Origin of the sequence: Streptomyces sp. NPDC001339, assembly GCF_042895955.1 — a bacterium.
Lineage (GTDB): Bacteria > Actinomycetota > Actinomycetes > Streptomycetales > Streptomycetaceae > Streptomyces.
On sequence record NZ_JBIAWT010000004.1, the window covers coordinates 655,508 to 670,077 of the forward strand.

11 protein-coding genes and 1 pseudogene are annotated in these 14,570 nt (G+C 69.6%); 4 read left to right on the forward strand and 8 right to left on the reverse strand.

The features are described 5' to 3' along the window. Positions 1-515 precede the first annotated feature (515 nt). The 6 genes from ACFY12_RS15120 to ACFY12_RS15145 form a co-directional block, all read right to left on the reverse strand. Entirely contained in the window at positions 516-989 is a 474-nt protein-coding gene (locus tag ACFY12_RS15120) for a VOC family protein (RefSeq protein WP_390716213.1), read from the reverse strand. 166 nt (positions 990-1,155) lie between these two features. Beyond that, positions 1,156-2,031, reverse strand: coding sequence for a hypothetical protein (locus tag ACFY12_RS15125; protein ID WP_390716214.1), 876 nt, complete (start codon positions 2,029-2,031; stop codon positions 1,156-1,158). 325 nt (positions 2,032-2,356) lie between these two features. Beyond that, entirely contained in the window at positions 2,357-3,205 is an 849-nt protein-coding gene (locus ACFY12_RS15130; protein WP_066929435.1) for an RNA polymerase sigma factor SigF, read from the reverse strand. A gap of 198 nt (positions 3,206-3,403) precedes the next feature. After that, positions 3,404-4,213, reverse strand: coding sequence for an RNA polymerase sigma factor SigF (locus tag ACFY12_RS15135; RefSeq protein WP_066929614.1), 810 nt, complete (start codon positions 4,211-4,213; stop codon positions 3,404-3,406). Between the two features lie 447 nt (positions 4,214-4,660). Beyond that, positions 4,661-4,954: a Dabb family protein gene (locus ACFY12_RS15140; protein ID WP_390716215.1), complete on the reverse strand. Its 294-nt coding sequence runs from the start codon at positions 4,952-4,954 to the stop codon at positions 4,661-4,663. A 71-nt stretch (positions 4,955-5,025) separates the two neighbouring features. Continuing rightward, positions 5,026-5,190: a hypothetical protein gene (locus ACFY12_RS15145; RefSeq protein WP_390716216.1), complete on the reverse strand. Its 165-nt coding sequence runs from the start codon at positions 5,188-5,190 to the stop codon at positions 5,026-5,028. 577 nt (positions 5,191-5,767) lie between these two features. Between ACFY12_RS15145 and ACFY12_RS15150 the strand changes: the two genes are divergently transcribed. Continuing rightward, positions 5,768-6,244: a hypothetical protein gene (locus ACFY12_RS15150; protein ID WP_390716217.1), complete on the forward strand. Its 477-nt coding sequence runs from the start codon at positions 5,768-5,770 to the stop codon at positions 6,242-6,244. A 680-nt stretch (positions 6,245-6,924) separates the two neighbouring features. Further along, entirely contained in the window at positions 6,925-8,145 is a 1,221-nt protein-coding gene (locus ACFY12_RS15155) for an IS701 family transposase (protein ID WP_390716288.1), read from the forward strand. A gap of 130 nt (positions 8,146-8,275) precedes the next feature. Here the strand turns inward: ACFY12_RS15155 and ACFY12_RS15160 are convergent, their stop codons facing one another. Further along, entirely contained in the window at positions 8,276-10,351 is a 2,076-nt protein-coding gene (locus tag ACFY12_RS15160) for a helix-turn-helix domain-containing protein (protein ID WP_390716218.1), read from the reverse strand. 293 nt (positions 10,352-10,644) lie between these two features. Here ACFY12_RS15160 and ACFY12_RS15165 point away from each other — a divergent pair, with 293 nt between their 5' ends. Further along, positions 10,645-11,388 (forward strand): methyltransferase domain-containing protein, encoded by a 744-nt coding sequence (locus ACFY12_RS15165; protein ID WP_390716219.1) that lies wholly within the window; start codon positions 10,645-10,647, stop codon positions 11,386-11,388. A gap of 2 nt (positions 11,389-11,390) precedes the next feature. Beyond that, complete coding sequence (gene pabB / locus ACFY12_RS15170; RefSeq protein WP_390716220.1) at positions 11,391-13,595, forward strand: aminodeoxychorismate synthase component I; 2,205 nt, start codon at positions 11,391-11,393, stop codon at positions 13,593-13,595. Positions 13,596-13,813: 218 nt separating this feature from the next. Here pabB and ACFY12_RS15175 read toward each other — a convergent pair. Beyond that, positions 13,814-14,401: pseudogene (locus ACFY12_RS15175) on the reverse strand (transaldolase family protein); the annotation flags it as partial. Positions 14,402-14,570: the final 169 nt, after the last annotated feature.

Here is a 14,570-nt window from a genome sequence, read left to right on the forward strand (position 1 = left end):
CCGCCGGCTTCAGTGGTGTCGGCGGCTTCAGTGGTGCTGGTGCTGGTGCTGGTGCTGGTGCTGGTGGTGCCCGTGGTGTCGTTACGGAGCCGCAGGAGAAGCAGCGGGGTGCACCACATGAGCGCACCGGCGAGGGCGACGGCGGCGCGGGGGGTCGTGAGGTCGGCGAGGAGGCCCCCGCAGGCGGTGAGGGCGGCGGTGGTGGTGCTCGTGATGGTCCAGGCGGAGAGGGTGCGGGTGACACGGTCGGGGGCGGTGTGTTCGAGCCGGTACGTGGCGAGGACCGCTCGCCGCTCGGAACACGATGTTCGCGGCCGCCAGGACCACCGATACGGCGACGAGCTGGCCGAAGCTCAGCACCCCGAGTACGTACGCGGCGGGGCGGGCCGTTGAGCACGCCCGTCCCGCGCGTCAGCCTATCCCCGTGGGTCCCATCCCAGTGATCAGGTTCTTTCCCGGATCCGCCAGTGGGCAGCGTGCCCAGTGCCCAGTGACGAGTGACCAGCGCCCAGTGCCTATGCCGCGTCCGCGGCGGCCTGTAGGGCTGCGATGTCGATCTTCTTCATTCCGAACATGGCCTTCATGGCGCGGGCCGCCCGCTCCTGGTCCGGGTCGTTCAGCAGGCCTGCCATATCGCCCGGTGCGACCTGCCAGGACAGGCCGTACTTGTCCTTGAGCCAGCCGCAGGGGCCCTCCTCGCCGCCTTCGGAGAGCTTGGTCCAGTAGTAGTCGATCTCCTCCTGGCCGGCGCAGTTGATCAGCAGCGAGAGCGCTTCGTTGAAGGTGAACTCGGGGCCGCCGTTGATCGCGGTGTACGGCTGGCCGTCGAGCTCGAACTCCACGGTCAGTACGGTGCCGGACGGGCGCGGGCCCGCCTCGTTGTAGTAGGTGACATTCGTGATCTTCGAGTTCGGGAATACCGAGCAGTAGAACTCGGCGGCTTCCTTGCCCTGGGTGTCGAACCAGAGGTTGGGGGTGATCTTGGGCATGTTCTTCTCCCTGCTGTCTCTCTTTAGACGGTGACACCGGCCGGAAGGCATCGCTCATTCAGAAGGCCATCCGGAAGAGCGGAACGTCATTCGGAAGTCCAGCCAGAAGTCCAGCCAGAAGACCTGCCGCAAGACCTGCTGCAAGACCTGCCGCGTCGGGCCTGCCCTATTGCCAGGTGAAGGTCACGTCCTGGGTGTCGATGTGCATGCCCAGAGGGACTCGCCAGGCGGCTGCGCACACCCGCCAGGTGCCGGTTTTCCGCTCGCCGGGGGTGAGGGGCAGCGGGAGCTTGTGGCGGGAGGTGGTGGTGGCCCAGTCGATGCCGAGGGGGCCGATGATGTGCGTGCCGAAGGTGACCGTACCGGCCGTGACGGGCGTGTCGCCGGTGTTGAGGAGGTCAAGGGTGACTCGCTCGCACCAGCGGACGTCGGTGTCGGCGAGGCGGGGCTTGCTGATGAGGAGGCCGTCGGGGGCGTCCGGGCCGGCAGGGATGGTGGGGAAGGGCGGCTCGGGGGTGGTGGGGGAACCAGAGGGGTCCGAGGGGGCAGAGGGATCTGAGGGGCTGGAGGGAGTTGAGGGGTGCGAGGGGGTGGGGGACGGGCGTGCGGGGGGTGAGGCGCCCGGGGGTGAGGGGGAGGGCGTCGGTGGGGCATGGCCGTCACCGTCGGCCCCGGTTGGGGGTGCGGAGGGACCGGGTCGGCCACCTTGGCCTTGGCTCGTTACACCTCCGCCATGCTCACCAGGCGCACTCCGTTGGCCCTGACTGCTCTGACCGCTCTGACCGTTCTGGCCATCCCGGCCGTCGTCCTGGCCATCCCGGCCGTCCTGGTCACTCCGGCCTTGGTCCTCCAGAGGCGTCAGCTGCACACCGTCCCGTGGTGGTACGGGCCGCGTCGGCGCGTCCTCGTCACCGGGGCCCGCAGCGCCCAGCGCGACATAGCCCTTTTCGGCCGCGCTGCCGCAGCCGGTGAGCAGGACACCCAGACACAGTAAGGCCGCCGAGGCGGCGCCGAGAGTCGTTGTCGTCGGTCGTCGTCGCATCGGCACAGTGTTGCTGACGGCCCGTCAGGCGTACAGGGATTGGGCGGGAGCACGCGAGCACGGAGGCACGGGAGCCCGGGAGCACGCGGGCTCCGTAGAAGTCCACTCCGCGACAGCGCACTCCGCAGCAGCGCGGGGATTTCGCGACTGTCCGCCGAGCGGCGCGAAGGTGGCACCCGTGGGATCCGGTGAATACGGGATTCCGGCGGTATGCCGGTACTCAGGGTTCCGGTACTCAGGGTTCCGGTATTCCGGGTTCCGGTATTCCGGGTTTCCGGGCTTCCGTGGTCCCAGGCCGTCGCCTCGCCCCTCGGCGGACCGTTCCTCAGTCGGAGATCAGGCCCTCGCGCAGCTGCGCCAGGGTGCGGGTGAGCAGGCGGGAGACGTGCATCTGGGAGATGCCGACCTCCTCGCCGATCTGCGACTGGGTCATGTTGGCGAAGAAGCGCAGCATGATGATCTGGCGCTCACGGGCCGGGAGTTTGGCCAGCAGCGGCTTGAGGGACTCGCGGTACTCCACGCCCTCCAGGGCGCTGTCCTCGTAGCCGAGGCGGTCCGCGAGGGAGCCCTCGCCGCCGTCGTCCTCGGGGGAGGGGGAGTCGAGCGAGGAGGCTGTGTACGCATTGCCGACGGCCAGGCCGTCGACGACGTCCTCCTCCGACACCCCGAGGCAGAGTGCGAGTTCGGGGACGGTGGGGGAGCGGTCCAGCTTCTGGGAGAGCTCGTCGCTGGCCTTGGTGAGGGCGAGCCGGAGCTCCTGGAGCCGGCGCGGGACCCGTACCGACCACGAGGTGTCACGGAAGAAGCGCTTGATCTCGCCGACGACGGTCGGCATGGCGAACGTCGGGAATTCCACCCCGCGTTCGCAATCGAAACGGTCGATCGCCTTGATCAGGCCGATCGTTCCGACCTGGACGATGTCCTCCATCGGTTCGTTGCGGCTGCGGAAGCGGGCCGCCGCGTACCGCACGAGGGGGAGGTTGAGTTCGATGAGTGTGTCACGGACGTATGTCCGCTCCGCGCAGTCCTTGTCGAGCGAGGCCAGCCGCAGGAACAGGGAGCGGGAGAGCGTGCGGGTGTTGATGGCGTCGTCGTCATGCATGTTGTCATGCACGTGCGGTGCGGGCGCGGGAATCGCGGAAAGCACCTTCGAGCTGCCCAGTTCTACGGACATGCCACCCCCTTGAGGTCGCGGACGGGTCGCTGCGGCGTCCCGGCCCGAGGCGGACCGGGAACGTATACCTCCACCTGAATACCGGAGGCAGCGCTACGGCAAACGCGGTTCCTGCAGAATGTCACATGTCGGCAACACGCTGTAGCGCCTTGTCGACATATCTGCGCAGGTGCGCCGGGTGCCGGTCGCCCGTCCCGGTTAGGCGTCGATCCTGTTTGCGGATCGCAGACGGGCGAAGCTCCGCGACAGTAGCCGCGACACATGCATCTGCGACACCCCCAGTTCGGCACTGATCTGTGACTGCGTCAGATTGCTGTAGTAACGCAGCAGAAGGATCCGTTGCTCGCGCTCGGGCAGCTGGACGAGGAGGTGCCGTACGAGGTCACGGTGCTCGACGCCGGCCAGTTCGGGGTCCTCGTAACCGAGGCGGTCGAGCAGACCCGGCAGGCCGTCGCCCTCCTGGGCGGCCTCCAGGGATGTGGCGTGATACGAGCGGCCGGCCTCCAGGCAGGCCAGCACCTCGTCCTCGCCGATCTTCAGGCGTTCGGCGATCTCGGCGGTGGTGGGGGTGCGTCCGTGCAGCACCGTCAGGTCTTCGGTCGCGCCGTTGACCTGCACCCACAGCTCGTGGAGGCGGCGCGGCACATGGACCGTGCGGACATTGTCTCGAAAGTAGCGTTTGATCTCACCGACAACGGTGGGCATGGCGAAGGTGGGGAACTGGACGCCACGGTCGGGGTCGAACCGGTCGATGGCGTTGATCAGGCCGATGGTGCCGACCTGGATGACGTCCTCCATCGGTTCGTTGCGGCTGCGGAAGCGCGCCGCGGCGTAGCGGACCAGCGGCAGGTTGGCTTCGATCAGTGCGGCACGGACTCGGGTGTGCTCCGGGGTGCCGGGCTCCAGATCCGCCAGCTCCGCGAACAGCACCTGTGTCAGCGCCCGTGTGTCCGCGCTCCGGCTCTCGCGAGACGGAGCCTTCGGCGCAGTACGGGCCGTCACGGTCACGCCACCCTTCACAGTGCTCGCAGTGCATGGACTCGCGGGGTATGGACTCGCAGTGCATGGATCCGACAGCGGAACCGGCGCCGGCGCCGACAGCGGAACCGGCACCGGTAAGGGGACCGGCGCCGGAACCGGCACCGACAACGGGACCGGGCCGGTGCCGGCAAGGGGACCGGCACCGGCGACGGGACCGGTGGGGGAACCGGCACCAGCAAAGGAGCCGGAACCGGTAAATGGTCTGGCAAAAGCGGTCATAGCATCACAATTAATGTGCACTGTGCGCAAGCACCCATAACGCCGTGTTGATAGAGAGAGTTGGGTTGCGGGAGGGGTGTTGTGGCGGAGGCGCGCGGGGCGGCCGGACGGTCGTACCGGCCCGGGGTATGGCTCAGCCCCCCGCCCGTGGGGCGAGGGGCTGACGAGAGGCTGAGGGCGCGGGCGTACTGCCGCTCAGAACTCGTAGTCGGCGATCACCCAGGTGGCGAATTCGCGCCATTGGGCGGCGGCCGCTTGGTGGGCCGGGTGCTCCAGGTAGCGCTGGAGGGCGTCCTTGTCGGCGACGGCCGAGTTGATCGCGAAGTCGTACGCGATCGGGCGCTCGGTGATGTTCCAGGCGCACTCCCAGAACGCCAGCTCGGCGATGTCGCCCTTGAGCGCTTCGAAGGCGCGGACGGCGGCCTGGACGCGCTCCTCGTCACGGGAGACACCGTCGTTGAGCTTGAACAGGACCAGGTGGCGGATCACTGGGGCCTCCCATGCGGCGGACGATCATCGGGGCGGTCGGCCGCCGGCGCCCGCCGACGCTCCGGGCGTCCCTAGCTGATCAGCTGGGTCATGAACTCGCCAACGCCCTGAGCGGCGGACGAGATGCCCTCGAAGCCTACTTGGACCAGCTGGGCGGCGCGCTGCGGGGAGGTGATGATCGTGTACAGCACGAAGACGATGAGTAGGTACAACGCGATCTTCTTCGCCTGCGCCATCGTCCCGTCTCTCCCCTGTGGCAGACCTTGCGGCAGTCTCTGCACCGCCCGTCCGCGTGCGGGCGGCTGGATGCAGTCGGGCGAGTGTAACCACACGTGTTCGATCACGGGAGCAGAATGCCGGAGCGTTGATCCGACATTGATCCGGACTTTATGGACCAAAGACCCGCCAAGGGAGGCCCTTCGGCGGCCTGCCGGGGCGGGCCCTGGAGGCACCATGAGGAGGAGGCCCGGGGGATCTGGCAGGAATCCACGGGCCCCGGGACCAGGGCCCCTCTGCGGGGTCCATGCCGCGTGCTTCCCCCTGACTGCGGCGTGGACTTTGGGGTTCGGTCCTCATCGGGGGGAGCGGTTGACGCCCCCCTGAGACCGCTTCCCCCGACCGACTTCGAGCCCCGCCTCCGAGCCGCCCCGACCAGGCCCGGAGGCGGGGCTTTGTCGTTCACCCGCACCTCGGCGCCCCGGGTTGTCGCGGAAGTCCGACGTTCCCGGTCGTCCTGGGCGTCAAGAACTCAGCCGAGGGGAACGCCGCGGCCCATAATGGACTGGACATATGACCAGAGGGGGGACCCAAGACATGCCCATGAACGCGAACTCCACACGGCCCGAGTCCGATCCGTCCGGTGTCACGCCCGCCCGGCGGCCCCGGAAGCCGCGTCGGCCGGCCGTTGTCCTGGCGCTGCTGGCCGGTCTGCTGGCCGCGGCCGTCGCCCCTGCACAGGCCGCCGCCGTGTACGGCAACCACGGCTCGCACCATGCCACGTCGCATCTCAAGACCGCCGTCACGTCCGCGAAGGCGAACACGGCCAACGCCGCCAATGCGGCCAACGCGGGCGACGTGACCATCGCGGCCCATGGGGCGCACAAGGTCAAGCAGGCCAAGTGGAAGTCGAAGGACGACTCGTCGAAGAAGAAAAAGAAGGGCGGCTTCTTCAAGAAGCTCGGCATCTTCCTGATCGTGCTGTTGGTCGTCTTCCTGGTCGTCGTGATCCTGGTGATCTGGCTGATCGTCCACTTCATCCGCCGCGCACTGCGGGGCCGGCGCAACAGCTGACCGACATCTGGTCAAGCCTCTGGCCAGTGCCCGGCCATCCGGTGGGGGTGTCGCAGCTCCGCGGAGAACTGCGACACCCACCGGCCCCCGGACTGACTACTGGCCGCGGACTGACTACCGGCCCTGGGCTGACCAGCGGCCCTGAACTGCCCACTGACGCCGGACCGTTCACCGGCCCTGAACTGCGCGGCGGCCCTTAACTACGCGCCGTCCCGCTGGGTCGCGCAGGAGTGGTCCTGGGACGGCTCGGCGAGCCACCTGATGCAGCTTCGGGTCGCTCCCGGCCGGCCGCAGTGTCGGTCCTGGCCAGTAGACATCACCGGGAGACCAGAAGGCCCCTGCTTAACGCCTGAGCGAAACAGCTCGCCCGGCTTGGACGCCCGGCCGTTGACCCGGCGACCGCCAGACCGGCTCGTGATCAACAGAGTCTGATCCGCCGCGTCATCGTCTCCGCCCCTCCCTGGTGCTCCCGCTCACTTCCCGTCCCGCCGTTGTGTGCTCGCCGCACCTCGTCTCCGGGGGTGCGGTGCGGAGACGGTGGAGGGGTCGGTTGTCGGGCGTCTGGACCACGGGGGAGTGTTGTGGATCAAGCAGCTGCGGTGAGTGCGTGGAAACTTCCGAAGGGGCGGCGAGGGCCGAGCCCGGTCGAGGGAAGTGCGGGAGCGGAGTTGCGGGCCGCGTTGTTCTCCGTGTTGCGGCGCAGTGATCAGCGGAAGAAGGCGGAAACGTATGTGCGGGGGCTGCTGGCGACGGAGGGGCGGAAGTCGATACGGAACATCGCCACGCTCCATGGGGATGCTGCGGCGGAACAGAGTCTGCACCACTTCATCGGGAGCTCCACATGGGACTGGCAACCAATGCGGAAGGCACTCGCACGGTTCATGGAACAGGCGGTTCCGCAGCATGCCTGGGTGGTGCAGTCGCTGGCCATCACCAAGGCGGGGACGCAATCGGTGGGAGTGGCACGGCAGTTCGTGCCCGATCTGGGGAAGGTGATGAACAGCCAGCTGACGTTCGGGGCATGGTTCGCCTCCGAGACCGTCACCGCTCCGGTCGGCTGGCGAATGTTCCTGCCGGGCAGCTGGCTCGACGACGCCAAGCAGCGGGCGCGGGCGGAGATTCCCGAGGGGACGGGAGAAGCCACACCGCTGCAGTGTGCGATCGCGGCGGGGCTGGAACCTGCGCAGGAGTGGGGGGTGCCGGTACGACCAGTGGTGCTGGACACCGAAGTGAGTGAACCAGCGGTGGTCGTGCGGTCGTTCGCGCCGGCCGGGGTGCCGGTGCTGATGCGGGTCGGGGAGCGGACTCGGTTGGTACTCGCCGATCCGGCGCTGCCCGGTTCCGGGCGGGGGAGCCTCACCGCGCGCCGCATCCTGGACTCGGTGAAGGGACTGGCGCGTCCGGTGGAGTGGACGCATCCGAGCACAGGAGGGGCGCGGCGGGTCTCGCTCGCCGCGGCGGTTCCGGTACGCCTCGCAGAGTCCGGGTCGGGCACTCAGCTGCCCTGGCGCGGCCGGCGCGGGCTGCTGCTGGGCGAATGGCACGATCTGCGCCGCGGGCCGTCACGGATCTGGCTGGCCGATCTGCCGGAGGACGAGGCCACGGGTGGCGTCTCGACGAGTTCGACGGGGTCCCTGTTGCGGCTGACGAAGCTGGCTGCGCGGGTCGGACACGATGCGGAGCAGGTGGGCGACCGGGTGGGGCTGCGGGACTTCGAGGGGCGGTCGTTTCCCGGCTGGCACCGGCATATGACGCTCGCCTCGGTGGCGCATACGGTGGCGACGCTGGAGAAGGGCACCGAGAAGGTATGCGGCGGGGTTCCGCCCCGGGGGAAGCCGTGTGGCCGCGACCGGCGGAGGCCGAATAACGGAGCTTTGGCGGGATCCTGCCAGGGTCACTGACGCCCGCCAAGCGGGCTTCTACGGGCGGCCATGAGGCCGGGAGGCCGACTGTGGTCCACTGCCCGCTGAGGCCATGGCCGGGTGACGCCGACGCGTACGGGAATGCAGCTGGTGCCGGCGCGGCGGCCGCTCACCCACGCGTGACCTTCGACTCGCACTTGATCGCCGGCTGATCCGATCCTCCAAAGGAAGGAGTTGCGGGGTCGGGCACGGTGCCGGACGTATCGCCGGGGAGACTGTCCGGCCCGTCGGTCCGACGGATCGTCCGGCGACGCTCGCGGAGCAGCCGGCGCGTGCGATGGAGGCGAAGAGCCAACTGAATCTCCAGCGCACGGTCAGGCCGCTGCCAGTCGGGCCCCAGCAGTTCGGTGATCCGCTCCAGCCGACGAGAGACAGTATTGGGGTGAACGTGCAAGGACTTGGCCGCATAGCGAGGGCTGCTGCCGGCGGCGAAGTAGGCATCCAGCGTGTGGGTGAGATCGGTGAAGCGCTGGGCGTCGTAGTCGAGCACGGCACCGACGACGGAGCGGACGTAGTCGGCGATGTCGAAAGTGTCGGAGAGCAGAACGCCGAGGAAGCCCATCTGCTGCGGCGTCGCAGTGCAGCCGGTGCTACCGAGGTCGGTGAGAGCCTGCAGGCAGTGCTGGGCTTCGCGGTGAATCTGACGGACGGTGTCGAGGCCGGAGGTCGGGCCGGCCGCGCCGACCGTGACAGGGTGACCGAGCAGTGGCGTGAGTTCATCGCAGACGGCACGCGCGGCGGCGTTCGCGTCATCCCCCGGCAGCAGCAGAGTGATGCACCCGTCGTGGACGCTCTTGAGACCCTCCATGCGGTGCGCGTACGAGGAGGCCCAGACGACCGCCCTGCCTTGGGATCCGCCTTCCGGACGGGCCACCACGACGACATGCGGGTCGTCGACGTCGATGCTCAGCCGACGGGCCCGCTCCTCGACCTGCCGCCACGGCCGCTGTGGCCCGGCCAGCAGTTCGTCGAGGAACTCGTCCCGCATGTGACCAGCAGCAACCGCCGTACTCCGCTCCAACAGCAAGGTAAGTGCCACCGCCTGAGCCGCCCGGGAGAGCAGCCGGGCATCAGACGAGCCGAACGGATCGGCCGACGGCCCCTCGGAGACCAGCATCATGGTGCCGAGACTCTCCCCGCCGGCGGCGACCGGCGCGATCCAGACCCCCTCGCCGAGCGGCACCGGCTCACCACCGGCGTGCGCGTCCAACCGGCACTTGGCCAGCTCCGCCTGATCGAAACAAGGCAGTTCACCAGTGGCAGCCAGCAGCTGACCGCCGGAGTCGCGGACCGCCACGGTGCCGCGCATCGCCCCGGCCGCCTCCTCGACGATGGTCTGCAGCGCATGGCCCCGCAGGACGAGGCCGATCAGCCGGCTGTGGACGGATTCGAACTGTTGCTCGGTGGCGAGGGTGGTCCGGGCCCGGGAGATATCCCGCTCCAGGTCCCGGACCTCGGCCCGGGCCTTGGTCAGCTCCGTGGTCTGCTCGAAGGCGACGGTCGCGAGGTCGGCCAGCGAGCACATCAGACTGATCTCGTCCGGACGGAAGCGCCGCACCTCGCGGTCGGCGCCGTAGAGCGTGCCGATGGCGGTCCCGCAGCAGTGCAGCGGGACCGCCACGATGGCGCGGATGCCCTCCGCCTCGACCACGTCGTCGATCTCCTCGGAGTGCTCGATGCGCTCGTCGGCGAGGTAGTCGGGGGTCCAGAACGGGGCGCGTTCGGCCAGGACCGCCGTGCCCAGGCCGGTGCTGCGGCGCACCGTGAGTCCGACGTTGAGCGCGGTGGTGTCGCCTTCCGAGGCGCGGATGGTCATCGTGCCGTCGTCGGTCTCATGGAGGCCGATGTACGCCATGTCGACGTGCAGCAGTCGCTGGGCTCGCCGGGCCACCTCCTTGAGCAGGTCGTCCGGGTCGCGTGAGTGGGTCAATTCGCGGGCGGTGTCCACCAGTGCGGTGAGGCCGGCCTCCCGCTGCTGCGCCCGACCGAAAAGCTCATGGATGTTCAGGCCGAGGCGGACGGCTCGGTCGAGCTTGTCCTTCTCGTGTACGGAAGTGGCGTGCCGATGGGTGCGCTGGAGCAGTTCCTCAAAGCGCCGTGGCGGCTCACGCCGGGCCAGGAGTTCGAGCACTGCCAGGGCATCCGGACGGTTTCGCTCGTGGCCGTCGTCACGAAAACTCCCCATGCAAAGGCTCACCCCCCGTATTGGCTTCGAATCGTTGGCTCAGGCTACTAGAAGTGGACAAATTGGCGAGTCCTTCGCATCATCATGCGGCGACGGGAGCGTGGTGTACCGGGGGTAGCGGCGCGGTGATGGTGACCGGACCACCGGACCGAGTGAGGGAATGTGTGACGGGGTCACCTTTACTAACTCATTACCTTCCGTCACGATCAACAGCGGGCGCCGAGGTGGTGCCCGGCCAGCGATGTGATGACCCGGGGCACACGACCTGATGTCTCCGGGACTCAGGGGACCTGATGTCGGCAGTCCGCAGTTACCGAAGTTCGCTCCAGCGCAGCTGGGATTCCCTCACCCGGGAGGACCGCCCGAGCGTCTTCACCATGAACGGCCGCGAATGGGACCTGCTGGACCAGGTCTTCGCCCCGCCGCACACCGCGTCGACCGGCGTCGCCATGGACCTGCTGGGGCTGTCCGAGGCCCGGTCGCGGCCATGGACAGGCTCGATGCTGGAGATCGGGTGCGGCACGGGCATCATCGCGGTCACTGCCGCACTGGCCGGCTGCGAACGGGTCGTCGCCTCGGACGTCAACCCGTACGCGGTGCGGAATGCCGCGCTCAACGCAGCCCGGCACGGCGTCACCGACCGCGTCCGCGCCGTCCACAGCGACCTCTTCGCCGGCCTTCCGGCGGACGAGCGCTTCGACACGGTCTACTGGCACTCCAACTTCGTGCTCGCCCCGCAGGACTACCGCTACCGCTCGGTCCACGAACGGGCCTACGTCGACCCCGGCTACGCGGCCCACCGCCGCTACCTGGCACAGGCGCCGGACCGGCTCGCCGAGGGTGGCCGGGCTCTGCTGCACTTCTCCAGCCGTGGTGACTCCACCGCGCTGCGGTCCCTCGCACGGGAGACCGGACGGGAGCTGCGGCTGCTGCGGAGCGTAACCGTGCCCGACGCCGGGGACCTGGTCGAGCACATGTTGTGGGAGGTGTCCGACGGCCGGACGTCCGGCGGCGTGGCACGGGGAGCTGTGGAGTAGCCGTGCGCACGCTGATCGTCGACAACTACGACTCCTTCACCTACAACCTCTTCCACTTCCTTGCCCGGGTGAATGGGCGGGAGCCGGTGGTGGTCCGCAACGACGACCCGACCTGGCGGCTCGGCCGGCTCGCGGAATTCGACAACGTTGTGCTCTCTCCCGGTCCGGGTACCCCCGCCCGCGCGGCCGACTTCGGCATCTGCCGGGAACTGGTGGACCGGTGTGACCTGCCGCTGCTCGGGGTCTGCCTCGGCTACCAGGGCATCGCGCTCCAGCACGGTGCCACCGTGGGGCGTGCCCCGGAGCCCCGGCATGGCCGTACCTCACCGGTGCTGCACGACGGGACCGGACTGTTCGCGGGCCTGCCCATGCCGTTCGAAGCGGTGCGCTACCACTCGCTCGCGGTCACCGCACTGCCGGCAGAGCTGGAGGCCACGGCCTGGACACACGACGGGATCCTGATGGGGCTGCGGCACCGTGAGCGCCCTGTGTGGGGCGTGCAGTTCCACCCCGAGTCGGTGTCCACCCAGTACGGGCAGGAACTGCTGGCGAACTTCCGGGACCTGAGTCTGATGCGGAGGGCGGCGCAGGATCGGCCGCTACCGGTGCTCGGGGGCGACGGCGCGGTAGCGGTGCCCGCCGAGCCGTCCCCGTCCGTACCGTCCGTACCGCCCGTACCGGCTCGGCGGCTGCGGGTGCTGGTCGAGGAACTCCCCACCCGCTGGGACGAGGAGACTGCCTTCGACGCGCTGTTCCGCGGCGGTGAGCACGCTTTCTGGCTCGACAGCAGCCGCCGCGACCCGTCCCTGGGGCGCTTCTCCGTCATGGGGGACGCGGCGGGGCCGCTCGCCCGGGTGGCCACGGCCGATGTACATCGGCGCACGGTGACCGTACGGTCCGCGGCCGGAACGCAGGTCATATCCGGTGAGTTCCTGGACTGGCTGGATGCGGATCTGCGCCGCACTCGTACCGACATCCCCGACCTGCCCTTCGAGTTCGCGCTGGGCTGGGTCGGCTACCTCGGTTACGAGCTGAAGGCCGAGTGCGGCGGGGCCCGCGCGTACCGCTTCGAGGAACCCGACGCGGCAATGATCTTCACCGACCGGGCCCTGGTCCTCGACCACCTGACGGAGACGACCTACCTGCTCACGCTGGCGGAGGCCGAGTACGACGGCGAGGGGAGCGGTGAGCGTGAGGGCGCCGAAGCGACGGACACCGCCGCACGGTCCTGGCTCGACGCCGCCGGCGCGACCCTGAACGCGATCGCCGGCCTCGAGTCATCCTGTCCGGCCCCACCCGCCCCGCTCTCTCCCCTCCGGCTGCGCCACGACCGCGAGGCATATCTGGACCTGATTGACAGGTGCCAGGAGGAGATCGCGGCGGGCGAGACGTACGAGGTCTGTCTGACAAACATGGCCGAGGCAGAGGGAGAGCTCGATCCCTGGCAGGGCTACCGGTTCCTGCGCCGCAACAGCCCCGCACCGTTCGGGGCGCTGCTCCACTTCGGAGACCTGTCGGTCCTGAGCGCCTCGCCCGAGCGCTTTCTCCGCATTTCGCGGGACGGTACGGTCGAGTCCAAACCGATCAAGGGCACGCGTCCGCGTGGCACCGGGCCGCGGCACGACGCCGCGCTCGTGGCGGAACTGCGCACCAGCGAGAAAGACCGCGCCGAGAACCTGATGATCGTCGACCTCGTACGCAACGACCTGGGCCAATGCGCCGAGGTCGGCTCGGTGGAGGTGACCAAGCTCTTCGACGTCGAGAGCTACGCGACCGTTCACCAACTCGTCAGCACGGTCCGGGCGCGACTGGCGGCCGGCCGGAGCGCCGTGGAGTGCGTACGCGCCGCCTTCCCCGGAGGCTCGATGACCGGCGCCCCCAAGATCCGCACGATGGAGATCATCGACCGCCTCGAAGCAGGGCCCCGCGGCGTCTACTCCGGCGCCATCGGCTACTTCTCCCTGTCCGGCGCGGTCGATCTGAGCATCGTCATCCGCACGGCCATAGTGACACCGGGCCGGGTGCGCTACGGCATCGGCGGGGCCGTCGTCGCGCTCTCCGACCCGGCGGAGGAGTACGAAGAGACGGCAGTGAAAGCGGCTCCCCTGCTGGCCCTCGTGCGGGGTGACTTCCCCGGGCGGGACGCCCCGGCGCCCACGCTCTCGTCCGCACCGATGCCCAGCCGCGCCAGCTCGGCCATGACCTGATCGGCCTCCCGGTGCCGGCAGGTGAGGGTGTCGCCGTACGACCTGCCGTACCGGTCCAGCTCCACCAGTGCGCCGGGGGACAGGGCGGCGACCGTCTCCCAGGCCACGTACCGCGTCGCCCGAGCCGCGTCGACCAGCCACAACGGGCGGGGCGGGCGGGCGCCCCGGTCCACCAGGGCGCGCCAGCGGGCGGTGCCGAGCAGTTCGTCATGGGCCCGGTGCACGAGCCGGGCCACTGCCAGGGCCGCTGCGCCGCGCAGCGCGCCGGCCGCCGGGTCGGCCGACGCCGCCAGCCGGTTGTCGATACGGTCACCGAGGCGGGTGAGGTCCACGGAGATCACCGGAGCCAGGGCGGTCAGATCGTGCCCCCGCGCCGCGGCCCGCTCATAACCGTCGAAGCACGTGTGCAGCACCTCCACGTACCACTGGGGGGAGTGGACCGGACCCACGCTGACGTCGATCCCCCGGGCGAGGCAGTCCGCAACGGCGGCCAGGCCCGCGTCCGTGGCCGCGATACCCACCAGCACATTCGGCCGGTCCACCGCCCCGACCAGCGCCCTGGCCGCTGCAACCAGCGCCGGGCGGTCATCCGCCAGGCAGCGGCCCAGGTCGGTCGCCACCCGACCGTCCCTGCCATGCCCGGAGACGAACACCTCGTGCAACGTGTCACAGGCCCGGCGCAGTTCGCCGGCAGTCAGCCCGTCAGGAGGCACCAGCGCCCCCCTGACCATCCGCTCGGAGACCAAACGCGCCAGCCCACCGTCGACCAGGAGCCGCGGAGTGAGGCCGTCCACCCAGAGGGACATACCCTCCGCGGTCAGCTGCCGCAGTACGCCACCGGCACTGTCGATACCCTCGCCAGGGGGCGGGATCGTCCCCAACTACCGCCTCCCGCATGGCTCATACCGGTACCTCCGACCGTCACTGCACCTGCCGGCCGTCACAGTGCTGCCGAGGCGTCCCCCGGGGCGGTGG